The following is a 22,369-nucleotide window of genomic DNA, read 5'->3' on the forward strand; positions in this document are numbered from 1 at the left end:
TGCTTCACGGAAGGCCATTCCGTCCCATATAAGGGGCGCCCACCCGAACCGAAGCGCCTGATTGTCCGGAAAGGCACCAGAAATGCCCGCCTATCGTTCCCGCACCACCACCCATGGCCGCAACATGGCCGGCGCCCGCAGCCTGTGGCGTGCCACGGGCATGCAGGAGTCCGATTTCGGCAAGCCGATCATCGCCGTCGCCAATTCCTTCACCCAGTTCGTGCCCGGGCACGTCCATCTGAAGGACCTGGGTCAGCTCGTGGCCGGGGCGGTGGCCGAGGCGGGCGGAATCGCGCGGGAATTCAACACGATCGCGGTCGATGACGGCATCGCCATGGGCCATGGCGGCATGCTGTACAGCCTGCCGTCGCGCGAGCTGATCGCCGATGCGGTGGAATACATGGTCAACGCGCACTGCGCCGACGCGCTGGTGTGCATCAGCAATTGCGACAAGATCACCCCCGGCATGCTGATGGCCGCGATGCGGCTGAACATCCCCACCATCTTCGTGTCCGGCGGCCCGATGGAGGCCGGACGGGTGATCCAGGACGGGGTGGAACGCCATGTGGACCTGGTGACGTCGATGGTCTCGGCCGCCGATCCGCGTGTCAGCGATGCCGAGTCGGAGTCGATCGAACGTTCGGCCTGCCCGACCTGCGGATCGTGCTCGGGCATGTTCACCGCCAATTCCATGAACTGCCTGACCGAGGCGCTGGGCCTGGCGCTGCCGGGCAATGGCAGTCTGGTCGCCACCCATGCCGACCGGCGCGAATTGTTCCTGGAGGCCGGGCGGCGCATCGTCGGCCTGGCGCGGCGGTGGTACGAGCATGACGATGCCGGCGTGCTGCCGCGCGGGATCGCGACGGCGCGGGCGTTCGAGAACGCGATGACGGTCGATATCGCCATGGGCGGGTCGACCAACACGGTGCTGCACCTGCTGGCGGCGGCGCATGAGGGCGAGGTGCCCTTCACCATGGCCGATATCGACCGGCTGTCGCGCCGGGTGCCGCATCTGTGCAAGGTCGCGCCGTCCAAGGCCGACGTGCATATGGAAGACGTGCATCGCGCCGGCGGCATCTTCGCCATCCTGGGCGAACTGGACCGGCTGGGCCTGCTGGATCGCGAGGTGTCGATGGTCCATGCGCCGTCGCTGGCCCAGGCGCTGGAACGTTGGGACGTGTCGGCCCCAGGCGCGTCCGAGGCCGCGACGACCCTGTTCCGCGCCGCGCCGGGCGGCGTGCGGACCACGCAGGCGTTCTCGCAGGCCAGCCGGTATCACGCGCTGGACCTGGACCGCGCGGCGGGGGCGATCCGCGACGGGGCGCATGCCTTCAGCCAGGATGGCGGGCTGGCGGTGCTGTACGGCAACATCGCCGAGGACGGGGCGATCGTGAAGACGGCGGGCGTCGCGGCCGGGCTGCTGACCTTCACCGGGCCGGCGCGCATCTTCGAAAGCCAGGACGCGGCGGTGTCGGCCATCCTGGGCAACCGGATCGTGGCGGGCGATGTCGTCGTCATCCGCTACGAGGGGCCGAAGGGCGGTCCGGGCATGCAGGAAATGCTGTACCCGACCAGCTACCTGAAATCGAAGGGGCTGGCCGAACGCTGCGCCCTGATCACCGACGGGCGTTTCTCGGGCGGCAGCGCCGGGCTGTCGATCGGCCATATCTCGCCCGAGGCCGCCGAGGGCGGGGCGATCGGCCTGCTGCGCGACGGCGACATCATCGAGATCGACATTCCCAACCGCATCCTGCGTACCGCCGTGCCGGACGCGGAACTGGCCGCGCGGCGCCTGCGGATGGAGGAAGCCGGCGAGGACGCCTGGCGGCCCGACCGCGACCGGACGGTGTCCGTCGCGTTGCAGGCCTATGCCGCGCTGACCACCAGCGCGGCGCGGGGCGCCGTGCGCGACATCACGCAGATCAAGCGGCGCTGAACCTGCCCGCACAGGCGCGCCGGCGGCGGTCCGGCGCGCCTTTCGATGGTATTGTGCCCGTTTTGTGTTACGTTGCGCAATAATTCGTCGAACAATGGTGAACAGATGCGCATAGATCCCATGCGGGATCGTCATTAAGGGAATTTCATGAAATTTGTTTTCATCACATGGACATCTTTTCATACATAGTTTGACATATATCTCTGTATAGGCTCTCAGCCGAGACAGCACCGCTCTAGCGGGGCGCGTGCGGCATTGGGGAGCCAGCTATGACTACCTTACCGTGTAGCCCGTGACCTTTACGGGGGTGATCCCCGCTCGCCGCCGCTCTTCCCCGCGGAAAAACAGGCGTGGCGCGGGCCGGGCGGCCCGGGCTCACGCCTGCCCTCGTGCGGGGACAAGGCAGTCTTGTTTCTTGATGGGAATGAAATGGCGGACCGCCCGTGGCGTCCGTCCTGGGTTCGATCCGCGCCGAGAGCGTCCTGAACAGGAAAAAGGTCGCATATGAATGCAATAGTCGTGACGGCCCTGCGACGGCCGTACACATTCGTCGTCTTGTCCATCCTTATTCTCTTGTTCGGCGTCATGTCCGCCCTCAAGACACCGACGGACGTGTTCCCCAACATCAAGATCCCGGCGATCGCGGTGGTGTGGACCTATGGTGGTCTGCTGCCCGACGAGTTTGCTGCCCGCGTCATGTACAATTACGAGCAGGGCGTGACCTCGACGGTCGAGGGAATCGAACACATGGAGTCCGATTCCTACTACGGCCGCGGCATCGTGAAGATATTCTTCCAGCCTGGCACGGATATCGGATCGGCCGAAGCGGACGTTACCGCGATTTCGCAGACGGTTCTGATGCAGTTGCCGGAAAAGATTCCGGCACCGATGATCATGAAGCTGGAGGCGTCCTCGGTTCCTGTCATCACGCTGGAACTGACGTCCGACACCATGACGCCGTCTGACCTGTTCAAGCTGGCGCAGATTCGCGTGCGTACCCTGCTGGTGACCGTGCCCGGTGCCATCGTGCCGCATCCCTACGGCGGCATGGATGCCTTCGTGATGTTTGCTCTGGACCAGAAGCAGTTGCAGGCCCACCACCTGTCTGCGATGGACGTGCAGAATGTGCTGGACAAGCAGAACATCGTGCGTCCGGCCGGCGATCAGAAGATAGGCCCCACGGACTGGATGGTCGCCACGAACGCCCAGCCCCGTTCGATGGAGGAACTGGGTAATATTCCCATCAAGCGCGTCGGCAACTCGGTCATCTACATGCATGACCTGGGGCAGGTGTATCGCGGCGGTCACCCGCAGACCAATCTCGTGCTGGTCAAGGGGCGTCAGGCCGTCATCATGGTGGTGATGAAGAGCGGTGAGGCCTCGACCCTGGATGTCGTGTCCGGTGTGAAGGCGCTTATACCGCGGTTGCAGAAGGTGATTCCGGCCAGCGCGCATATATCGGTCCTGAACGATGCCTCGGGCTTCGTGAAGGATTCGATCATCGACGTGCTGCGTGAAATGGTGACAGCGGCCATCCTGACCGGTCTGGTGGTGCTGCTGTTCCTGGGTTCGTGGCGTTCGACCGTGATCATCGCGACCTCGATCCCCCTGGCGATCCTGTGCGCGGTCATCGGACTGGGCTGGGCTGGGCAGACGATCAACGTCATGACGCTGGGCGGTCTGGCGCTGGCCGTCGGCATCCTGGTCGACGACGCCACCGTCATGATCGAGAACATCGACACCCATCTGGAAATGGGCAAGGAACTGGAGGTCGCGATTATCGACGCGGCCAACCAGATCGTGATCCCGACCTTCGTGTCCACGACCTGCATCTGTATCGTCTGGCTGCCGCTGTTCGAACTGGGCGGCGTGGCCGGCTGGCTGTTCATGCCGATGGCTGAGGCGATCATCTTCGCCATGATCGCGTCCTTCATCCTGTCGCGGACCCTGGTGCCGACCATGGCGAAGTTTCTTCTCGCCGGGCAGACCCATGGCGCGCATGGGCATGACACGCATGGCGATGAGTTGAAGGGCGGCAACGTGTTTGTCCGCTTCCAGCGTGGGTTCGAACACCGCTTTACCCACTTCCGCGAAGCCTATGGTGCTTTCCTGAAGCGTTCCATTGATAACCGTGTGCGTTTCGTTTTCACCTTCCTGGGGCTGTCGGTGCTGTCGACGGGGCTGTATGCCGTGGCCGGCCGTGACTTCTTCCCTGAAATCAAGTCCGGCCAACTGCAGATGCACATGCGTGCCCCCCTGGGTACCCGTATCGAGGTGGCGGGGCGCACGGCAACGCTGGTCAGTGACCGGATCAAGGAACTGTTGCCCGGCAAGGTCGAAGATGTGGTCAGTAATTGCGGCCTGCCTGAAGGACCGCACAACCAGGCCTTCATTCCCACCCCCACCATCGGCACGCAGGACTGCGACCTGACGATCTCCTTGACCAACGAGGAATCGCCTGTGTGGGATTATCGTGCCGTCCTGCGCAAGGGGCTTTCGGCCAGCTTCCCGGGCACGGTCTTTACATTCCAGCCTGCGGACCTGACGGCGCGTATTCTCAATTTCGGCTCGCCTTCGCCGATCGATATCAAGATCGCCGGTCCCGAGTTGAGCAAAAGCTACAAATATGCGGTCGAACTGGTGAACAAGCTGCGTCTGGTTCCCGGTGCTGCGGACGTGTCGCTGCAGCAGACGATGAAGACGCCGACCCTGTTCGTGAAGGGGGACCGGACCTTCAGCCAGGCCACCGGAATCGATGCCGCCGACCTGGCCGACAACGAACTGATGACGCTGTCGGGCAGTTCGACCGTCGATCCCCAGTACTGGTATGATCCGGCCTGGGGCGTCACCTTCCTGCTGAACACGTACGTGACGCAGAATCAGCTGACGCATTTCAATGACCTGCTGTCGATTCCGGTCGACAAGGGGGATGGCGATCCGTCGGGCAAGGGCATGCAGTTGCTGGGTGCCATCAGCACGATCACCGCCAAAGGAACCCCGGGCCAGGTTTCGCATTACAACTCGATGCCCGCGTTCGATATCTACGTGTCGGCCGAGGGAACCGATCTGGGAACAGTGCTGTCGGGCGTGAACAAGGTGATCGCGGAGACGGCGGGCGACGTGCCGCGCGGCGCGGCCGTCGAAGTCGAAGGCCAGGCCACGACGATGCGCAGCGCCTATGTGCAACTGGTGGGCGGTCTGGCGGTGTCGATCGTGCTGATCTACCTGCTGATCGTTGTCAACTTCCAGTCCTGGCTTGATCCGTTCATCATCATCTCGGCTCTGCCAGGGGCGCTGGCCGGGATCGCGTGGAGTCTCTTCCTGACGCATACTCATCTGTCGGTTCCGGCCCTGACCGGTGCGATCATGTGCATGGGAACGGCAACCGCGAATTCCATCCTGGTCGTATCCTACGCCCGTGAGAGACTGGAAGTGCACGGCGATGCGCTCAAGGCGGCGCTGGAAGCGGGATACGGTCGTATCCGTCCGGTGCTGATGACGGCCGCAGCAATGATCGTGGGCATGATACCGATGTCGATCAGCAACTCGCAGAACGCCCCGCTGGGCAAGGCGGTGATCGGCGGCCTGATCGTGGCCACAATTTCCACCCTTCTGTTTGTTCCTTGTGTTTACGCGATCATCTATAACCGCTCGTCGAGCCGGAAGGAGACCGTCTGATGGCTTCCCTGTCACGTAATACCGTTCTGGCGACGGGGGTCTGCGCTGTGGCCCTGTTGGTCGGTTATCAGGTGGTCACCCGGATTCATGCGGTGGCCGAACTGCGCGCGGAGACGCTTAGCAATGCGCTGCCCGATGTGGCCGTTGTCCATGCGAAACCTTCGCCCAAGGATGTGACCCTGACTTTGCCGGGCAATATCGATGCCTGGTATCAGGCGCCGATTTTTCCGCAGGCCTCGGGCTACGTGAAGATGTGGTACAAGGATTACGGCGCCGAGGTGAAGACCGGCGATGTGCTGGCCGAAATCAATGCCCCAAGCCTGGACGCGCAATATGCTCAGGCGAAGGCGGACCTGGCGGCGGCCGAAGCCAAGTACAACCTGGCTGTCGTCAGTGCCGATCGCTGGCATGCGATGGCGAAGTCGCAGGCCGTTTCCGGGCAGTCGGTTTCGGTCGCCGATGCGAACCGCAAGGCGGGTCTGGCGGAAATGCAGGCAGCCCAGCACAATGTCGATCGCTTCGAGGCGCTTGAAAAATTCAAGACCATCGTCGCGCCGTTCGACGGGGTGGTCACGTCACGTGACATCAATGTCGGTGACTATGTCAGCAGCGGGGCGGGGGAGCATGGCAGCAATGGCGATGCCAGCCAGCTCTTCGTCGTGTCGGATATGCACAAGATGCGTCTGTTCGTGTCGGTGCCCGAGACCTTCTCTTATATTCTCAAGCCTGGGATGACGGCGGAAGTTACCGTGCCGCAGTTCCCGAACCAGGCTTTCAAGGCTGACTTCCTGACGATCGCACGGGGCTACGACCCCAACACCCGCACGGCGGTAACGGAATTCACCATCGACAACGACAAGCACGTGCTGTGGCCAGGCACGTTCGCTTCGGTCAAGATGACGGCGCCTTCGACGCCGGGAGTGTTCCAGATCCCGACTGCTGCCCTGGTCTTCCAGGAAAAGGGCATGCAGGTTGCGGTGCTGGATGCGAACGATGTCGTCCATTATCGCAACATCGAGGTGGGGCGCATGGCCGATACCGAGACGGATGTGGTTTCGGGTATCACGGCCACCGATCGGATCATCAACAACCCTCCGGCCGATCTGCTGGAGGGGCAGAAGGTGCATGTGGTCCAGCCGGCCAAGGGGTATGACCAGGCAAGCGAGGAAATCGAGGGATGATCGTGCGATCGCTGCGCCGGACTGTCATGTCCGGGGGGGCGATGCTGTCGCTGGCGGCGTTGTCCGCCTGCGACCTGGCGCCCACCTATCACCCACCCACCTATGTCGTGCCTGCGTCTTGGCACGGGCAGGCGCCGTTCGCCACCGCCACGCCGGCCGATACCCAGTTGCCGTCCAACTGGTGGACCATGCTGCATGATCCGCAGCTCGACGCGCTGGAAGACAAGGCCACGGCCGCGAACGCGGACCTGCAGGCCGCGGCCGAACGCTTCGTCCAGGCCCGCGCCATGGTCATGCAGGCCCGTGCGGACCTGCTGCCGCATTTCGGCCTGGCCTTCGGCGCGTCGGACAACAAGCAGTCGGCGGACCGCCTGTTCCGCTACAAGGGCGCCACCACCGCGACTGACGAGTTCTATGGCGGCCTGGCGTCGTGGGAGCCCGACTTCTGGTCGGAGATCCGCAACCAGGTGCGCATGGCGAAATATTCCGCCCAGGAGAAGGCGGCGGATTTCGCCGCCGCGCGGCTGAGCCTGCAGGCGGAACTGGCCAACGATTACGTGGCCCTGCGCGGCTATGACGCGCAGGATGCGATCTATCGCAAGTCCATCGCCTATTACGAACGCGCGGTATCGGTCACGCAGACGCAGCTGGCCAACCAGGCGGCGCCCAAGCTGGACCTGGCCCGTGCGCAGAACCGTCTGTACGTCACCCAGGCGGCGGAGATGGACATCCTGGCCGAGCGCGAGGTGACCGAGCATGCGATCGCGGTGCTGACCAACAGCGCGCCGTCCAGCTTCCATATCGCGCCGGTCGATACGCTGACCTTCACGCGGGCGGCTATTCCGGTGGGCGTGCCGTCCGACCTGCTGCAGCGGCGCCCGGATATCGCGGCGGCGGAACGGCAGATGGCGCAGGCCAACCGCAGCATCGGCGTGTCGCGCGCGGCATTCTATCCGCATATCTCGCTCAACGCGAATGGCGGCTTCGACGCCAACGGGTTCGACCTGGCCAACCTGGCGAACAGCATGTGGTCGTACGGCGCGTCGGCGTCGATGCCGATCTTCGAGGGCGGGCTGCGCCGCGCGGCGCTGCAGGCCTCGTGGTCCACCTATCGCGAGACGCGCGACCATTACCGGTCCTCGGTCCTTTCGGCGTTTCGCGAGGTCGAGGACGGGCTGTCGCGCACCGACCGGCTGTGGGCGGAAAACGACCGCCTGAAGGCGGCGGTGTCGGCCGCGCTGGACATGCAGAACATGACGATGACCCTGTACAAGGGCGGCCTGTCGGCCTATCTGGACGCGATCATCGCGCAGGAGGCGGCGCTGGACGCGCAGATTTCGCAGGTGCAGGTCGAAACCCGCTATGTCCAGGCGGAGGTGGGCCTGATCCGCGCGCTGGGCGGCGGCTGGAACGACAGGCTGCTGCCGACGCCCGACCAGACGATGACGTTCTCGATCCTGCAATATGACGGGCTGCACCACCCCACGCCCGCCGGCGGCATCGACACGCCGGGCGACACCGATACGCGCTATGACGACCTGACGGGCGCGACGACGCTGCGCACGGGGACGGTCCCGGTTTCGGGACGGTGACCGGGCGGCGCTGACGCCTGCATGAAGCCCGGGGCCGGCTGGTCCCGGGCTTTTTTTTGACAATCATGCCGTTTGCGAAGGGGCCGGCTTCGATCCCATGATCTCTTCGACGAACGCCGCGAACCGGCGCGCTTTCGCGGTCATCATGCGACCGGCGGGAAAGACGGCCCACAGACCGATCGGCGGCAGCGACCAGGCTTCGAGGACCCGGACGATGGCGCCGTTTTCCAGTTCCGGCGCGAACATCCAGTCCGAGGCGATGGTCAGTCCCATGTCGGCCAGCAATGCGGCGCGCAGCCCTTCGGCCGCGCTGACGCGCAGCCGCCCGCCGACAGAGACGGAAACGGCCGCGCCATCGCGCGTGAACGACCAGGCATTGGGCTGCTGACTGTAGATAATCGCCTCGTGATTCGCGAGATCCGCCGGGCTCTGCGGCTTCCCGGCCCGTGCGAGATAGGCGGGCGTTGCAAGAACCGAGCGCCCGCCGGTTGCGATTTTCCGCGCGACCGCGGTGGAATCGGACAGCATCCCCATGCGCAATGAAATATCCACGCCCTCGGCCACAAGGTCGATCATGCGATCGTCGAGAATGATATCGACGTCGAGATGCGGGTGAGCCGCCAGGAAGTGCGGCAGCTTCGGGATGACGTGCAGTCGGGCGAATGTCGTCGCGGCGGAAACGCGCAGGCGCCCGGACAGGCCCGCCCCTGCTCCCTTCGCGGCAAGCTCCGCCTCGTCTGCTTCCTGGATGGCGTTTCGCGCCCGCTCATAGAAGCTCTGTCCCGCCTCGGTCGGCGTCAGCCCGTGCGTGGACCGAATGAGCAGACTGACCTGAAGCCGGGATTCGAGCTGCGCGATGGTCTTGGACACCGCTGGCTGTCCGACGTTGAGGTGACGCGCGGCGGCCGAGAACGAGCCGGTCTCCACTACCCGCACGAACGTTGCCATCGCCTGATATCGATCCATGCCATTCCTCCTGAGAATGGCGTTTATCGCCTCGACGCATCTGCCATGTCGAGCGGTACGGAGACATGTCTTTCAGGGGCCCGGACAAGTCGGGCCAGAAGAAAGGTGTCTCGATGTCCGGTTCATTCATACGCGCGGCGGCCGAGGAAGAACGGCCGCTGTTCGATGTCTATGCGTTCGCGACGCCGAACAGCGTCAAGGTACCGATCGCGCTCGAGGAGCTTGGCCTTTCCTATACGCTGCATGGCGTCAACGTCCGCAAGGGCGAGCAAAAGACGCCGGAATTTCTGGCGTTCAATCCTAACGGCAAGGTGCCGATCCTGCTGGATCGGACCGTGGAGAACGGCCCCTTCGTCCTGACGGAATCCGCCGCTATCTTCGTCTACCTAGATGTTTGGTCCCGGGATTTGGTGGTGCGGATTATGTATGAACCGTGATGGTTCTTTTTCCCACTGCTGACAAATGAATTCATATGGAGTGAGGCCGCGCAGGGTCTTGAGCCTGCGGGCGAAATTGTAGGCGGTAACGAAGTCGGCGAGGTGTTGACGCAACTGGTCATGTGTTTCGTAGTAGAAGCGCTTGACGGTGGCGTCCTTGATCGTGCGGTTCATCCTCTCGACCTGGCCATTCGTCCAGGGATGTCGCGGCTTTGTCAGTCGATGCTCGATATCGAGATCAGCACAGGCCAGTTCAAAAGAGTGGCACCGGAACAGGACACCATCCGCCCGCATGGCCTTGATGTCTTCGGGTGTCCATCCATTGCCGGCCGGATCGGTAAAATGCGTGCCGTTATCGGTCAGCACGGTATGGATGCGGTAGGGAACCGCAGCGGCCAGAGCACGCAGGAAGTCACCGGCAACGCGACGTGTCGCTTTCTCGTGCAATTGGACAAAAGCGAATTTCGAGGTCCGGTCGATCGCCACCAGAAGATAAAGGCGCCCCATTTCAGTGCGGACTTCAGCAATGTCGATGTGAAAATAGCCGATCGGATAACTCTTGAACTTCGACCGTTTTGGTTTGTCGCCTTCGGTCTCGGGCAGGCGGCTGATCCCATGGCGCTGAAAACAACGGTGCAGGGAAGATCGCGTCAGATGCGGGATCGTCGCCTGAAGCGCATAAAGGCAATCATCAAGAGGCAGCAGGGTATGGCGACGGAAGGCCACAACGATCGCTTCTTCTTCGGTCGACAGGATGGTTGAGGATGCGACCTTCGGACCGGTGCGTCGATCCGACGTATCGGTCCGCCCCTTCCATTTGGCGACCGTCTTCGGGTTGATCCCGTAGCGTTTCGCCAGAACCCTCAGGCTCTCTTGACTATGTTGTATCGCTCGACGGACTGCCGCTGTCGTCGTGGCGCTTCCGTGGTGAACCTGGCCCATAGCGCATCCTTCCACTCATGTGAAAATAATGCACCACCAAATCCCGGGACCAAACATCTAGGAGTGGGGACGGACAGTCTGTCCAAAGGCCTCCCAAGGCTGCGGGCGAACGATTGAATCTTTTCGCTCAATATGTCTGGTCGATCATAGGGCAAGCCGTGTCCCACATCCGGGATCACTTCACGCCGTTCGCCGCAATGAAACCATCCGACCAACTGTTTCCATGTTCCTCATAAATGATTGCATGTGAACATACTCACTTGCCTACAGGACTTTCTCCCATCTTGCGGAGCCAGTCGTTGAACGCCTCGGCCATCGCGTCCTGCAAGCTCATGCCATGCTTGCGAGCGGTCATGTGCATGGCGAACGACATTTCCGGGCTGAAATAGCCCGTCATCGCCTTCTTGCCCTGGCGGCTCGGCGCAACCGGGCTACTACCCATCGCCGTGCCGCTGCTGGGCGCGATCGGCGTGGCCGCCTTGCTCTCCGGCTCGGCCTTCGCCGGCGACGGCGCGGGATCGCGATCCCGCAATGCAAGCAATGATCCTTTCCGGCTGCTCATGCGCTGGCTCTCCGCTTCTTTGAAGATTGCATGTTTACATGATTGCATGTCCACTTGTAAATCTGCCTCACCTCATCGGCCGCCTTGCCGTTCGGCTCGATCTCCATCGCGGTCTTTCCCTCGGCCGCTGCGTGACGGAAGGCGGCGCGATCGGCCATATGGTGCGGGCAAGCCTCCAGCCCATAATCCCGCACAAGTTGCGCGGCCTCGTCATACATGCGCGGCGCAGTCGGGCTTCCCGCCGTGAAGATCACGAACGCGGGCTTGCCGCGCATCTTCACAAGGCTGGCAGTCGTCTTGATCGCGGCCAAGTCGAACGCGCTCGGCCGACACGGGATCAGCACCAGGTCGGCCGCCTCGACGGCAGCGCTGGCCGCACTGTCGGCATGGGGGGGGGTATCAATCACGATGAACGCCGCACCCTGACCCGTCGCCTGCTCGATCTTGGCGGCGAGGCGAGGGGGCGCGCTGTCGATCACGACCGGGGGCGCATCCTGACGCCATGCCGCCAATTGGCTCGCCGTCGCCTGCGGATCGAGGTCGATCACCAGCGCGGTATGCCCGGAATCCTCGGCGGCGGCGGCCAGATGCAAGGCGAGGGTGGTCTTGCCAGCGCCGCCTTTCTGACTGATGATCGCGATTGTTGGCATGTGTATATCCTTACATGACCGCATGTTTGCATGTGGTCATGCGCGATAACCCGTCTTGCCGGCAAGAGGGGAAGCCCGAGGCCAGATTCACCACCTCCGTCTTTCAAAGAAAAATCGTGTCTCTAGAGCGTGATGATTTTAGGTTGGTCCATATCCTGAGTTTATGAAATAATTGGCGCATGCGCTGGGAGCGTAGCTGCGCAGGAGTTCGCCGATGGTTGAACTGACTGCGTCGCGGCTTCGAGCCGCGGCCTTGCGGAGCAGGTGCTTGAGCTTGGCAAAGACCTGTTCAATGGGGTTCAGGTCTGGGGAGTATTTTGGCAGGAGGATCAGGCGCGCGCCGACCTGTCGGATGGCTGCGCGTGCTGCCTTGTTTTTGTGGCTGCCGAGGTTGTCAGCGATCACGATGTCACCAGGCCTGAGCGTCGGCACGAGTTCATTCTCGACGTAGATGCGGAAGCTTTCGCCGTTGATCGGACCATCGAGCAGCCACGGCGCATCGATCCGATCGACCCGCAGGGCGGCAATAAAGGTCATGGTGTTCCAATGACCCCAAGGCACTTTGGCCCGGAGCCGTTCGCCACGCGGCGCCCAGCCGCGTAGCGGCGCCATATTGGTTTTGGTCCAGGTTTCATCGATGAACACCAGGCGGGCGGGATCTATGAGGTGTTGGTATTTTTGCCATCGCGCCCGGTGTCGGGCGACATCAGGACGGTCCTGTTCGGCTGCGACGAGTGTTTTTTTTGAAGCTGAGCCCCTCGTCGTGGACGAAGACCCACACAGAGCGATAATCGACCCTGAGCCCGCGCCCGGCAAGTTCTGCGACCAAGCCCCGCAGGGTAAAGCCCCCCGCCTTGCAACGCTCGATCAGCCATTCCCGATGCGCACCCGTCAGCCGTTTCGGCTTGTGGCCGCCCATCTGGCCAGGGGAAACGCTGCCGGTCCGCCGAAAGCTCTGCATCCACCGGATCGCGGTGCTGGGTGCTACACCGTAGCGCTTCGCGGCCTCGTGGCAGGAGAGGCCGTCTGTCTCCACGGCTGCCACAACCCGGTCGCGAAGATCCATCGAATAAGGACGCGCCATCCATGCTGGCCTCCAATCCAGACAGCATGTTGAATCAGATTTTCGGCAATCTGGGTACCCATATTCCGATTCAGACCGAAATCATCACGCTCTAATCGCACGGCAACTCAGCGAAACGGACTTCGCCCACTGGTTGGCCGTGGATCAGCACCGATTATCCCCACATTCGGCGTGCGATATCCTGTTCCTCGGCGCCGACGGCATTGGCGTAGATGGCGGTCGTGGTGAGCTGGGCGTGGCCGAGCCATTTCTGGACCAGGTTGAGGGGGATGGCATTGGTGACGGCGGCGACGCCGAAGGCGTGGCGCAGCCCCTTGGGCGAGGCAGCCGGCCCGGAAACCCGGCCTCCTGCATGACGGCATGCACCGCCCGCCAGCCGGTCATCCGCGCCCACGGCCACAGCCGCACCGCCTGGCCGCGATCGCGGCGCTTCTGCGCCTGGCGGATGCCATGCACCAAGTCGAGGGCGTCGAGCAGGGCAGGAGACACCGGCACGGCGCGATAGACGCCGGCCTGACGCTTCTTCAGGCTCTCGAACACCAGCACGCCGGCGGCGAGATCGACGCGATCGGCACTCAGCGCCAGGGCCTCGGACAGCCGACAGCCCGACCAGACGAGGGTCATGCACAGGGTGCGCGACTCACGCGGCGCCTGCTCGGCCGCCTTGAGGAAGCGGTCACGCTCGGCGACGGTGAGATATTTGCGCGCGCCGCTCGGATCGAAGAGCTGCATGCCGGCCGCCGGCGCCGCCTTGACGTCCCGAGGTGCAGGAGCCCGAGGCTCCTGCCGGGAGCGCGAGGGCGAGGCGGCCGCAAGGTTCCGTCCGGCTGTGCCGGATGGAATGGCCTGCCGAGGGAGCGCCCTCGCCCTTGCCTTCGTCACGTCTTCTCTCTGGAGCGATAGCCCCGCTTGACCTTCTGCCGCAGCAGGGTTGCGAGGGCGGCCTGGGCCTGGCCGCGATCGGCATGGAGATCGAGGCGGGATTGCCCTTGGGTGCCGATGCGTCCCCACTGGCGGAGCAGGGCGGTGCCGCCGAACAGATCGTCCTGGAGGCACAGCCGGTAGAAGCGCCAGCAATTGGTCGCCGGCACGACGTGCCGCAGCTCGGCCGCCTCGGGGAAGATGGCCAACTGACGCAGGGGGCGAGGCGGGGCTGGATGGGGCGCTTTGGGCATGTTTTCCCGAGAAGTGTAACAGGCCGGGCGACGCGGTACCAGGAAAAAGGCGGTGAGCGGGCGGTTTTTCCGGGGTCCGGGGCGGCTCGGACGGTGCGGCCTGTTACACTATTATCAATAGTGTAACAGGGAGACAAAAAATTGCGGACTAACGTGGTAAGTTCTCAGCGATTTGGCGCGGTGTACACCGGAATTTCTGACACATAGAGATGACAACATCTCTTTGTACACGAGAAATCAGCCCGATGATGTGATCCCGCACATCCGGAAATTCCGGATGACTTCGTGGCATATACTCCTCAAGCATACGACCCACAATATTCCCATTCACAGAAAGGGAAAAGCCTGAGTTGCCGTCAGCATCCACCGTTTCTCCCCACATATAAACAAGAGGAAGATCCGTAGCTTTATTCGCTTGATACTCCGTGTGGATATCGCTTCTATAATATGGAAAACTCGATTTCTGATCACCCATCAATCTGGACAAAATATCCTTAACGACCTCATCCTCTGTCATTTTTCACCCTCCCCAAATTTGTTATTGTAAAAAACAATTTTTCTCATTTTCCTAAGAGCCCGATCCGAAAGTTCTTCAACCGTGACAATGCCTTGCTGTCCGTCGTGTGAGCATTCGGATCGAGGCGATCAATGTCCATGCGGTTGAGGAAGCAATGGATTGTTCCCAGTCTTTGGCGAGCCGCCTGCACCGTCCCAGCCATGCGAATGTCCGTTCAACCACCCAGCGGCGCGGCAGGATCTGAAAGCCCTTCGCCGTATCGGACCGCCTGATGATTTCAAGGGTCCATTTTCCCATGGAGGCGAGCGCGGATCGCAATTTGTCGCCAGCATAGCCGCCATCAGCGAAGATGTGGCGCAGCCAGGGAAAGCGCCTGCGTATCGCTGCCAGGACATCAACAGCCCCATCACGGTCCTGGATGTCGGCGGCATGAACGAGGAGAAAGATCAGGAAGCCGCAGGTATCCGTCACAATATGGCGCTTGCGGCCCTTGACCTTCTTCCCCGCGTCATAGCCCGAAAGCCCGCCACTTTCCGTGGTTTTCACCGACTGGCTGTCAATCACGCCCGCGCTCGGAGAGGCTTCACGCCCCTCGATCTCGCGCAGGCTCATGACCAGCACCGTATTCATGACTTCGAACACTCCGGCACCACGCCAGGCGTAAAAATAGCGCCTGACGGTCGAGACCGGCGGAAAGCATTTCGGCAGCAGGCGCCACGCACACCCGGCCGAGGCTATGTAGAGCATCGCGTTGACCACCTCGCGCATATCCGTAGTGCGGGGGCGACCGCCCCGTTTCGCCGGGGGTACAAATGGCATGATCAAAGCCCACTCCCCGTCCGTCATATCCGATGGATATCGCAACCCTTCCCGGCTATGTTCACGTCGGGCAATACCAGTCCATGTCACCATTCACTCCATCTCTTCGCAAAGACGGATGAATCACAACAGGCTGGTATTGTTCAAAAACTTTCGGATCGGGCTCTAAGAGCCTGTTTGGAAAGTCGCTGAAGTGTGATTCAAGCTCTGGATGTGGACGCCAGAGCAGAGAGGCCGCATGGCCAGGATTACCCGCAAGACGAAGCGTTATCCGTCTGATATGACGGAGGAGGAATGGGCGCGCATCGCGCCACTGATGCCCGAGCCGGGACGCACGGGGCGTCCGCGCGAGATCGAATTCCGCGAGGTGATCAACGCGGTTCGTTACCTGGTTCGATCCGGCTGCGGCTGGCGAATGCTGCCGATCCATTTCGGGCATTGGCGTACGGTCTATGGTTGGTTCAGGGAATTGGCCCGGCGGTTCCTGTTCCAGACCATTCATGATGTGGAACTGATGCTTGACCGGGAGCGCTCGGGCCGTGAAGCCAGCCCTTCGGCCGGAGTGATCGACAGCCAGAGCATCAAGGCGCCGCACGCGAAAACAAGAGGTTACGACGCTGGAAAGAAGATTGTCGGGCGCAAGCGGCATATCGCCGTGGATACGGACGGACGCCTGCTGATGGTCAACCTGACGCCGGCGGACATCTCCGACAGCGCCGGAGCGCAGATGATCCTGGACGCGATCCGCAAGCGCTGGCCGTGGGTCAAGCATCTATTCGCGGACGGTGCCTATGACCGGCTCCAGTTGATGGACAAGGCTGCCTACCTGGACTTCGTCGTCGAGGTGATCCGTCGCAGGGACGGAGCGAAAGGCTTTGAGGTTCTCCCCCGGCGCTGGGTCGTGGAGCGAACCTTCGGATGGATGACCCGATGGCGACGCCTCGTGCGCGATTACGAGCGTCGCATCGATGTCTCACAGGCCATGATCTTCGTCGCCATGGGCGCCAATCTCACCCGAAGAAACGCTCATCCATGACTTTCCAAACAGGCTCTTATACCAACTCCTGTTTGTTAAAACCCATGTGCCCATTGTCGTAGCCCGAGGGACATGATGCGCCAGGGCTGGTCGACGAGCTGGTTCCAGGCGTGGCAGCAGATATCGACGATGTCGTCGTAGGTGCGGAAGATCCGGTTCGACAGCCAGGTATTGCGCATGAACTGCCAGACGTTTTCCACCGGATTGAGTTCGGGCGAGCGTGGCGGGAGCGGCAGGATGGTGATGTTGGCGGGGATATCGAGTTTCGGGCTGGTATGCCACGCTGCCTGATCGACGATGAGGATAGCGTGAGCGCCCGGCGCTACGGCCTGCGAGATCTCGTCGAGATGCCGGTTCATGGCGTGGAGGTTGCACCAGGGCAGGACGAGGGCCGCTCCCTTGCCTAGCGCCGGACAGATCGCTCCGAAGATCCAGGCCGAACGTGTGCGCTGATCGGCAGGCGCGCGTGGACGGGTGCCGCGTCTGGCCCAGCGGCGCGTCAGCTTCGTTTTCTGGCCGACCCTCGCCTCGTCGCCCCACCAGAGTTCGATGGCCTTGCCGGGATGCCGGGCCCGGATCCCGGCCATGACGTCGGGGAAGCTTTTTTAAAAACGTCCTGGGCCTCGGGATCCTGGGCATGGTGCCGGGGGCGTCCCGTCAGAAGGCGGAAGTCGAGGCCCCGGATAACGGCGCTCAGCCGGCTGCGCGAAAGAGAGACGCCGAATTCCTCATAAAGCCATTGCCCCAGATCAGCCTGCCGCCAGCGCACCACCCCATGCACGGCAGCGATCGGGCCGTCCTCGATCCGGCGCATCAGCGCTTCCAACATGGCTGGTGTCAGGCGGGGAACGACACCGCCCCCATGATGATCCCGCACGCCATCCGGGCCCTCGGCGTTGAAACGCACCACCCAGTCCCGCACAATCTGCCGATCCGTCCCAGCCAGTCGTGCCGCGTCTCCGCGTGACGCACCATCGTAGATCGCCGCCAGCGCCAGAAGCCGACGCGCCTGGCCCGCATGCCTCGTTGTCCGCGCCAGAGCACGCAGTCCCGCCGCATCATAATCCTCACGCAACGCTAACGCCCCGCCCATTCGGATGCCTCCCGCCCGGTTCGGCATCCTGTGAATCACAGCTCGTTCCAGAACGATACCGTCAGGCAATCACATATGAGTCAGGGCGGACCGGAGTTGGTATTAGCAGGCTGTCGGGTTGGGGTACCTGGCTCTGGCGATCTGCGGTAAGCTTTCAGGATGAGCAGCTTCATTCCGTTTGATCGATCGCAGCCGTATCTTCTGCCGCCGGATCTGAAGTCATGGCTGCCGTCGGACGATGTGGCGCATTTCATCGTGGCGGCGGTAGAGCGGGTGCCGTTGAGGGCATTTTCCGTTCCTGTGCGGACTGGCGGCAAGGCGCAGTATCATCCGCGCCTGATGCTGGCGCTGCTGATTTACGCCTATGCGAACGGCGTGTTCTCATCGCGTCGGATCGAACGGGCGACATATCGTGATATCGGTATGCGCTTTGTGGCGGCGAACCTGCATCCTGACCATGACACGATCGCGACGTTCCGGCGCGGCAACCGCACGGCGATCGAGGCAGCGTTCATGCATGTACTCCTGCTGGCACGCGAGACGGGACTGGTGCGGCTTGGCACGGTGTCGATCGACGGCACGAAGATCGATGCCAATGCCTCGAAATACCGTTCCATTCGTTATGATCGCGCGAAAGAGCTGCGCGAGAAACTGGCCACCGATATCTCCACCCTGATGGAACGGGCAGAGGCGGCGGATACAACCGATGTGGATCATCAGGCGTTGCCGGAGGAACTGGCCCGGCGGGAGGCTCTGAAGGCAAAGCTGGATGAAGCCTGTGCGCGACTGGAGGCGGAAGCCCGCGAGCAGGCCAAGACCGCCCGACCAGAATATGAGCGCAAGAAGGCAGCTTTTGATGCGAAGCGGGGACGGCGCGGTCGGCCGCCGAAAGAACCGGACGATGAACCGCCACCAGACCGGCAGATCAACCTGACCGATCCGGACAGCAAGCTGATGCGCCGCTCCGACGCGCATGAATACCGGCAAGCCTACAATGCCCAGGCCGTGGTTTGTGCCGAGGGCAGCCAGTTGATCTTGGAAAATGGCGTCGTTGCGACGACGGCGGACGCGCCCAGCTTCGCCGCCACCATCCTGGGTATGGAGGAGAGGATCGGCCTGCCACGAACCGTCCTCGCCGACACGGGTTTCGCCAGCGGCAAAGCCGTCGAAACGTTGCAGGCCAGCGGCGTGGACCCGCTGGTCGCCATCGGACGCCCTGTGAATCGGCGCCCTTATGACTTCCGGCCAGAACCGCCACCCAGGGAGCCGCGCCGGATCACCGAGCCCTGGCGCCTGGAAATGAAGGCCAGGCTGCAACAGAACCCGGCAAAAGCCCTTTACGCCTTACGCAAGCAGACCGTCGAACCGGTCTTCGGTATCATCAAGAGCGCCATGGGCTTCACCCGTTTCCATCTCCGTGGCCTCCCCAACGTCGCAACAGAATGGACGCTCGTCGCCCTCGCATATAATTGCCGTAGGATCACGCGACTGACGGCCGCATAAACGCCGTCGTCGCCATCACTCATCACTACGGCAGCGCCCAATCCGACAGCCTGCTTAGCACTACAGTTGCGTTTTTGCCCTGAGGCGCGAGAGGTATGCTGCGGCCTGATGAGCACGTCGAAAGAACGACCATCGGAGGATATGCTCGATGGAGGCGCGGCTTCGGGTAATTTTCACGGCGAGGCGGCGGATTTCCTGGATTGACCAGCGGATGAGCGGCCGCGTTTGTGCAACTGGCTTTTTTTGAGCGCCATGGCGTTGGCCTGGGACCGCACAGCGGCCATCATGGCGTAAGCCAGCATGACCAACGAGACGTGACGGTGCCAGCCATGCCAGGAACGGGTTTCATTATGGTCGAGTCCGAATTCGTTCTTGGCGGTCTCGAACCCTTCCTCGATTCGCCAGCGCGTGCCCTCGACACGCACCAAGATCTCAAGCGGTGTTCCCTGAGGGCACCAGGTCGTGAAATATGCCAGATCGCCATCGGAGGGATTACGCCGGACCAGCAGCCCACGGGTCCATATCCCGGTTGAGATACCTGAATATTCGGAGGCCTCGAGATCGGCCATCGGGCAATACAGCCAGTCATACAGTCGTTCGCCCTTGGTGCCGCGTCCGGCGGAACAGCGGACCCAGGTCTCGTCCGGCAGGGTCTTGATGATTTCGCGCGCCTCGCCGGACCAGTGGATGTCCGGACGCCAGGAATGGAACCAGTGATTGGCGTTGACGCCAAGGACGAAGCCTTTGCCTGCGCGGCGCAAAGCCATTTCCAGTTCACCGACGCCATAGACGCTGTCGCCAGCCACCCACCGGAACGGCACATCGGCCGCAAGCGCCCGGCCGATCATCGCGGTGGCCAGGGACGGTTTGCTGGCAAACGTGACATCGCCCGGCACATGGGCCGCCGCCAACCGCTCAGGCTTTTCAGTCCAGGCTTTCGGCAGATACAAAGCCCGGTCGAGAAAAGCATGCCCCTTGTCAGAGACATAGGCTGCGAACACGCCAATCTGGCAATTCGTGATCTTGCCGGCAGACCCGGTATATTGCCGTCCCACTCCGCATGATGCAGAGCCCTTCTTGAGGAAACCAGTCTCGTCGACCACCAGTACCGCGTCGGCATCCCCCAGATGCTCGACAACATGATCGCGCACGACGTCCCGCAATGCATCGGCGTCCCAATGCCCGCGTCCAAGCAGGGCCTGCTGTCGCCATGGCCCCGGATCGCCCGCAGCTTCAGCCCGCATCCAGCCGGTCTTGCGCGGCTCGTTGCCCAGTAGTGTTTCCAGAAACCGGCCTGCCGATGCCGCCACCCGCTCCTGGCCGAATACCGGGCGCATTCGCTCCTTGGCGTCCCGCAGCGCCTCCAGCGTCAGAGCCAGAACATCCTCGACCGAAGCTGCGCTATTCATCTCGTTCAGAATCATGGTTACCCATAGATTCAGAACTCTCAGAAAAACGCAACTGTAGTGTTAGAGACTGTTTCAAAAGTCTAATTCGGCCTAAAAACTCATTTCCATGACCACTCCCCTTGCCTTCCACGGCCCTCTCACGGGACACTGGACCCCATCATCTTCTCAGGGGCTACGAAGGCATGGGAATTCCGAGCGACCCGCTCTTGGACATCATGAGGCGGTCCCTGATCAACCTCGATTTCATTGAAGCCAATTACCAAGACCACGGCCTCTACGAGGTTACCCAACTCGTTAATACCTTCTTGGGGGCTTTCATTCATCCCTTCGAGAAATCAGCCAAAGGGAAGGAATTCATCAGCTATTTCAGAGCAAGGCCCCCACCTGTTCCCTTTGCCGCAAAAACAGCAGAGGATTTCAATTATCTCGAATTCATCTATTTCGTGAGGCACGCATTGGCTCATGGCGACCTGCATTATAATGCAAACAAGATCAAACAGATCGAGTCAATTACGCTTTGGAATAGCAAATACGGGGAAAAGGCTATCAGGATTACCCTCTCCATTCGCGATATGAGGGTTCTACTTCTTGATTTTAAAAATATACTTGAAAAAATGTTTTAATTTTGAAATTATATTTATTTCATTTCCAATTTTTATGTCAGATCTAAAGTCCTTAATTTTAAGGAATGGCATAAAGGCATCAGTAAGCCCCCCGCCAAGTTCAAGCAACAATTCGTCTCGCAGACGACAAATTTCGTGAAAGGCTTTAATCTGAGATTCACGAGCGCCCGTGGAGTGAGGGGCCATTGCTTTATTGTTTTCTATAAAACGGCCCAATGATAACATTTTATCTAGCCTCATCAATATAGAAGATAAATATCCATAAGTTTTGTTATCTAATATGAACTGCGCCTGTTTAGAGGCATAGGAAGCCTCATCAACAATACTATAATCTTCATTTTGGTTATAATCCGCAATGCAGACCTTCCTAATCGCACGCACATGAATTTCATAAATTGCATACCTACGCTCAAAGAGGTCAGAAATAACCTTCTCTTTGGCAATTCGGCGCTGCCAATTAGCAATCCAAACAGTAATAGAGCCGATCGCAACGGAAACGACAAAAGTGAGAAAATCAGACGGCTTTATCGTAACCAGATACCCAAAGATTGAATATACATCGGGTGGAAGTGAGATGTGATTCCAGTTCGCAAACAAATTAGCCTCTCCAATAGAAATCATAGGAGAATAACCCAATTAAATCAAGAAGGGAAGAAATCTCCCTTCTTTCGAAAATGGGCAATTGGGAGGCTTCAAATGCCTACGTTATTAAAACTTCTGATTGAAGCGCGAACACAACCCGGTATGGAGTGTACCGAGGCTGTTGAGGGGAATGAACCCCAGACGACAACGGATGTGCCGGGGTTTGGGAATTCAAGAAAACCTGAAGAGAGGACAATAGAAGAGGGTGGGTGACACCTCAAAGGTAAAAATTGCCCCCACCTATAGTAATAAACTATCAAAACAGTAGATTGCAAAATAAGTTAAGTATTAATCAATTTTTTTCATAAACCCCCTCCAAACTTCTTCACTCTGTTTTTCTCGAAACGCGGAAATCATCACCGAAGGTGGCGGCGGAAATGCAAGTTTTCCAGCCCTGCGGGCCATTATGAATTTGTTCCACGCTTGTCGAGCCTTCTGCTCCAACGAGGAATCAGTGATCGGGAACGTCACGATTTTGATCCTTTCATCGTGATGCCCTGATGCGACGGTCGCAATCCGATGTG

General features: G+C 61.0%; 21 protein-coding genes. 8 read left to right on the top strand and 13 right to left on the bottom strand.

The features are described 5' to 3' along the window. Positions 1 to 82: 82 nt before the first annotated feature. The 4 genes from ilvD (at position 83) to GDIA_RS13660 (ending at position 8,387) form a co-directional block, all read left to right on the top strand. Entirely contained in the window at positions 83 to 1,936 is a 1,854-nt protein-coding gene (gene ilvD, locus GDIA_RS13645; RefSeq protein ID WP_012554512.1) for a dihydroxy-acid dehydratase, read from the top strand. Positions 1,937 to 2,440: 504 nt separating this feature from the next. Further along, positions 2,441 to 5,614 carry an efflux RND transporter permease subunit gene (locus tag GDIA_RS13650; protein ID WP_012554513.1) on the top strand — a complete coding sequence of 1,058 codons (3,174 nt, stop codon included), beginning with the start codon at positions 2,441 to 2,443 and terminating at the stop codon, positions 5,612 to 5,614. Next, a complete protein-coding gene (locus GDIA_RS13655) occupies positions 5,614 to 6,795 on the top strand; it encodes an efflux RND transporter periplasmic adaptor subunit (RefSeq protein ID WP_012554514.1) in 1,182 nt (393 codons plus the stop codon). Before GDIA_RS13650 ends, GDIA_RS13655 begins: the two co-directional genes overlap by 1 nt. Further along, the gene (locus tag GDIA_RS13660) at positions 6,792 to 8,387 is read left to right on the top strand and encodes an efflux transporter outer membrane subunit (RefSeq protein ID WP_012228649.1); all 1,596 of its coding nucleotides are present in this window, start codon (positions 6,792 to 6,794) and stop codon (positions 8,385 to 8,387) included. The genes GDIA_RS13655 and GDIA_RS13660 overlap by 4 nt, the downstream gene beginning before the upstream one ends. Before the next feature lie 63 nt (positions 8,388 to 8,450). Here GDIA_RS13660 and GDIA_RS13665 read toward each other — a convergent pair whose 3' ends face one another. Next, on the bottom strand, positions 8,451 to 9,353 hold the full coding sequence (locus GDIA_RS13665) for a LysR family transcriptional regulator (protein ID WP_012554515.1): 903 nt from the start codon (positions 9,351 to 9,353) through the stop codon (positions 8,451 to 8,453). Between the two features lie 65 nt (positions 9,354 to 9,418). Here GDIA_RS13665 and GDIA_RS19710 point away from each other — a divergent pair, with 65 nt between their 5' ends. Then, positions 9,419 to 9,790: a glutathione S-transferase N-terminal domain-containing protein gene (locus GDIA_RS19710; RefSeq protein ID WP_012228653.1), complete on the top strand. Its 372-nt coding sequence runs from the start codon at positions 9,419 to 9,421 to the stop codon at positions 9,788 to 9,790. Here the strand turns inward: GDIA_RS19710 and GDIA_RS18760 are convergent. The 8 genes from GDIA_RS18760 to GDIA_RS13710 form a co-directional block, all read right to left on the bottom strand. Next, a complete protein-coding gene (locus GDIA_RS18760; RefSeq protein ID WP_012554517.1) occupies positions 9,740 to 10,732 on the bottom strand; it encodes an IS481-like element ISGdi9 family transposase in 993 nt (330 codons plus the stop codon). The genes GDIA_RS19710 and GDIA_RS18760 overlap by 51 nt on opposite strands. Positions 10,733 to 10,988: 256 nt before the next feature. Further along, positions 10,989 to 11,294, bottom strand: a complete 306-nt coding sequence (locus GDIA_RS13680) for a ribbon-helix-helix domain-containing protein (RefSeq protein ID WP_012228657.1) — start codon at positions 11,292 to 11,294, stop codon at positions 10,989 to 10,991. Beyond that, positions 11,291 to 11,944 (bottom strand): ParA family partition ATPase, encoded by a 654-nt coding sequence (gene parA, locus GDIA_RS13685; protein ID WP_012554518.1) that lies wholly within the window; start codon positions 11,942 to 11,944, stop codon positions 11,291 to 11,293. Before parA ends, GDIA_RS13680 begins: the two co-directional genes overlap by 4 nt. A gap of 138 nt (positions 11,945 to 12,082) precedes the next feature. Continuing rightward, positions 12,083 to 13,028, bottom strand: a protein-coding gene (locus tag GDIA_RS18765) for an IS630-like element ISGdi6 family transposase (protein WP_012554519.1) whose coding sequence is annotated in 2 segments (ribosomal slippage) — positions 12,083 to 12,688 and positions 12,690 to 13,028 — 945 coding nt in all. Because the reading frame shifts where the segments join, the coding sequence is not laid out codon by codon here. Positions 13,029 to 13,182: 154 nt separating this feature from the next. Beyond that, positions 13,183 to 13,656: a tyrosine-type recombinase/integrase gene (locus GDIA_RS19950; protein ID WP_390614220.1), complete on the bottom strand. Its 474-nt coding sequence runs from the start codon at positions 13,654 to 13,656 to the stop codon at positions 13,183 to 13,185. Between the two features lie 250 nt (positions 13,657 to 13,906). Beyond that, entirely contained in the window at positions 13,907 to 14,203 is a 297-nt protein-coding gene (locus GDIA_RS13705; protein ID WP_012554521.1) for a WGR domain-containing protein, read from the bottom strand. A 148-nt stretch (positions 14,204 to 14,351) separates the two neighbouring features. After that, positions 14,352 to 14,720: a hypothetical protein gene (locus GDIA_RS19290; protein ID WP_144880588.1), complete on the bottom strand. Its 369-nt coding sequence runs from the start codon at positions 14,718 to 14,720 to the stop codon at positions 14,352 to 14,354. A 75-nt stretch (positions 14,721 to 14,795) separates the two neighbouring features. Next, positions 14,796 to 15,632: an IS5-like element ISGdi1 family transposase gene (locus tag GDIA_RS13710; protein ID WP_012222260.1), complete on the bottom strand. Its 837-nt coding sequence runs from the start codon at positions 15,630 to 15,632 to the stop codon at positions 14,796 to 14,798. A 118-nt stretch (positions 15,633 to 15,750) separates the two neighbouring features. On the opposite strand from GDIA_RS13710, the gene GDIA_RS13715 reads away from it, so the two are divergent. Beyond that, entirely contained in the window at positions 15,751 to 16,575 is an 825-nt protein-coding gene (locus GDIA_RS13715) for an IS5-like element ISGdi2 family transposase (protein ID WP_012553437.1), read from the top strand. A gap of 35 nt (positions 16,576 to 16,610) precedes the next feature. On the opposite strand, the gene GDIA_RS18770 is transcribed toward GDIA_RS13715, so the two are convergent. Then, positions 16,611 to 17,668 (bottom strand): IS630-like element ISGdi4 family transposase gene (locus GDIA_RS18770; protein ID WP_157864088.1). Its coding sequence is split into 2 segments (ribosomal slippage): positions 16,611 to 17,176 and positions 17,176 to 17,668, totalling 1,059 coding nucleotides; the frame shifts between segments, so codons are not numbered across the junction. A gap of 159 nt (positions 17,669 to 17,827) precedes the next feature. Between GDIA_RS18770 and GDIA_RS13730 the strand changes: the two genes are divergently transcribed. After that, on the top strand, positions 17,828 to 19,171 hold the full coding sequence (locus tag GDIA_RS13730) for an IS1182-like element ISGdi13 family transposase (RefSeq protein WP_012223140.1): 1,344 nt from the start codon (positions 17,828 to 17,830) through the stop codon (positions 19,169 to 19,171). 173 nt (positions 19,172 to 19,344) lie between these two features. On the opposite strand, the gene GDIA_RS13735 is transcribed toward GDIA_RS13730, so the two are convergent. After that, positions 19,345 to 20,595, bottom strand: a complete 1,251-nt coding sequence (locus tag GDIA_RS13735) for an IS701-like element ISGdi12 family transposase (protein ID WP_012553139.1) — start codon at positions 20,593 to 20,595, stop codon at positions 19,345 to 19,347. Between the two features lie 104 nt (positions 20,596 to 20,699). Here GDIA_RS13735 and GDIA_RS13740 point away from each other — a divergent pair, with 104 nt between their 5' ends. After that, positions 20,700 to 21,203 carry a HEPN family nuclease gene (locus tag GDIA_RS13740; protein WP_244410113.1) on the top strand — a complete coding sequence of 168 codons (504 nt, stop codon included), beginning with the start codon at positions 20,700 to 20,702 and terminating at the stop codon, positions 21,201 to 21,203. On the opposite strand, the gene GDIA_RS19295 is transcribed toward GDIA_RS13740, so the two are convergent. Beyond that, positions 21,162 to 21,824, bottom strand: coding sequence for a hypothetical protein (locus GDIA_RS19295; RefSeq protein WP_144880583.1), 663 nt, complete (start codon positions 21,822 to 21,824; stop codon positions 21,162 to 21,164). The genes GDIA_RS13740 and GDIA_RS19295 overlap by 42 nt on opposite strands. 309 nt (positions 21,825 to 22,133) lie before the next feature. Beyond that, complete coding sequence (locus tag GDIA_RS19300) at positions 22,134 to 22,316, bottom strand: hypothetical protein (RefSeq protein WP_144880582.1); 183 nt, start codon at positions 22,314 to 22,316, stop codon at positions 22,134 to 22,136. Positions 22,317 to 22,369 lie beyond the last annotated feature (53 nt).

This window comes from Gluconacetobacter diazotrophicus PA1 5 (assembly GCF_000021325.1).
In the GTDB taxonomy this organism is placed as follows: Bacteria; Pseudomonadota; Alphaproteobacteria; order Acetobacterales; family Acetobacteraceae; genus Gluconacetobacter; species Gluconacetobacter diazotrophicus.

Bases quoted from the DNA above. Each gene is read 5' to 3' on its own strand.
- ilvD (WP_012554512.1), top strand. From the start codon at position 83: ATGCCCGCCTATCGTTCCCGCACCACCACCCATGGCCGCAACATGGCC.
- GDIA_RS13650 (WP_012554513.1), top strand. From the start codon at position 2,441: ATGAATGCAATAGTCGTGACGGCCCTGCGACGGCCGTACACATTCGTC.
- GDIA_RS13655 (WP_012554514.1), top strand. From the start codon at position 5,614: ATGGCTTCCCTGTCACGTAATACCGTTCTGGCGACGGGGGTCTGCGCT.
- GDIA_RS13660 (WP_012228649.1), top strand. From the start codon at position 6,792: ATGATCGTGCGATCGCTGCGCCGGACTGTCATGTCCGGGGGGGCGATG.
- GDIA_RS13665 (WP_012554515.1), bottom strand. From the start codon at position 9,353: ATGGATCGATATCAGGCGATGGCAACGTTCGTGCGGGTAGTGGAGACC.
- GDIA_RS19710 (WP_012228653.1), top strand. From the start codon at position 9,419: ATGTCTTTCAGGGGCCCGGACAAGTCGGGCCAGAAGAAAGGTGTCTCG.
- GDIA_RS18760 (WP_012554517.1), bottom strand. From the start codon at position 10,732: ATGGGCCAGGTTCACCACGGAAGCGCCACGACGACAGCGGCAGTCCGT.
- GDIA_RS13680 (WP_012228657.1), bottom strand. From the start codon at position 11,294: ATGAGCAGCCGGAAAGGATCATTGCTTGCATTGCGGGATCGCGATCCC.
- parA (WP_012554518.1), bottom strand. From the start codon at position 11,944: ATGCCAACAATCGCGATCATCAGTCAGAAAGGCGGCGCTGGCAAGACC.
- GDIA_RS13705 (WP_012554521.1), bottom strand. From the start codon at position 14,203: ATGCCCAAAGCGCCCCATCCAGCCCCGCCTCGCCCCCTGCGTCAGTTG.
- GDIA_RS19290 (WP_144880588.1), bottom strand. From the start codon at position 14,720: ATGACAGAGGATGAGGTCGTTAAGGATATTTTGTCCAGATTGATGGGT.
- GDIA_RS13710 (WP_012222260.1), bottom strand. From the start codon at position 15,632: ATGGTGACATGGACTGGTATTGCCCGACGTGAACATAGCCGGGAAGGG.
- GDIA_RS13715 (WP_012553437.1), top strand. From the start codon at position 15,751: ATGTGGACGCCAGAGCAGAGAGGCCGCATGGCCAGGATTACCCGCAAG.
- GDIA_RS13730 (WP_012223140.1), top strand. From the start codon at position 17,828: ATGAGCAGCTTCATTCCGTTTGATCGATCGCAGCCGTATCTTCTGCCG.
- GDIA_RS13735 (WP_012553139.1), bottom strand. From the start codon at position 20,595: ATGATTCTGAACGAGATGAATAGCGCAGCTTCGGTCGAGGATGTTCTG.
- GDIA_RS19295 (WP_144880583.1), bottom strand. From the start codon at position 21,824: ATGATTTCTATTGGAGAGGCTAATTTGTTTGCGAACTGGAATCACATC.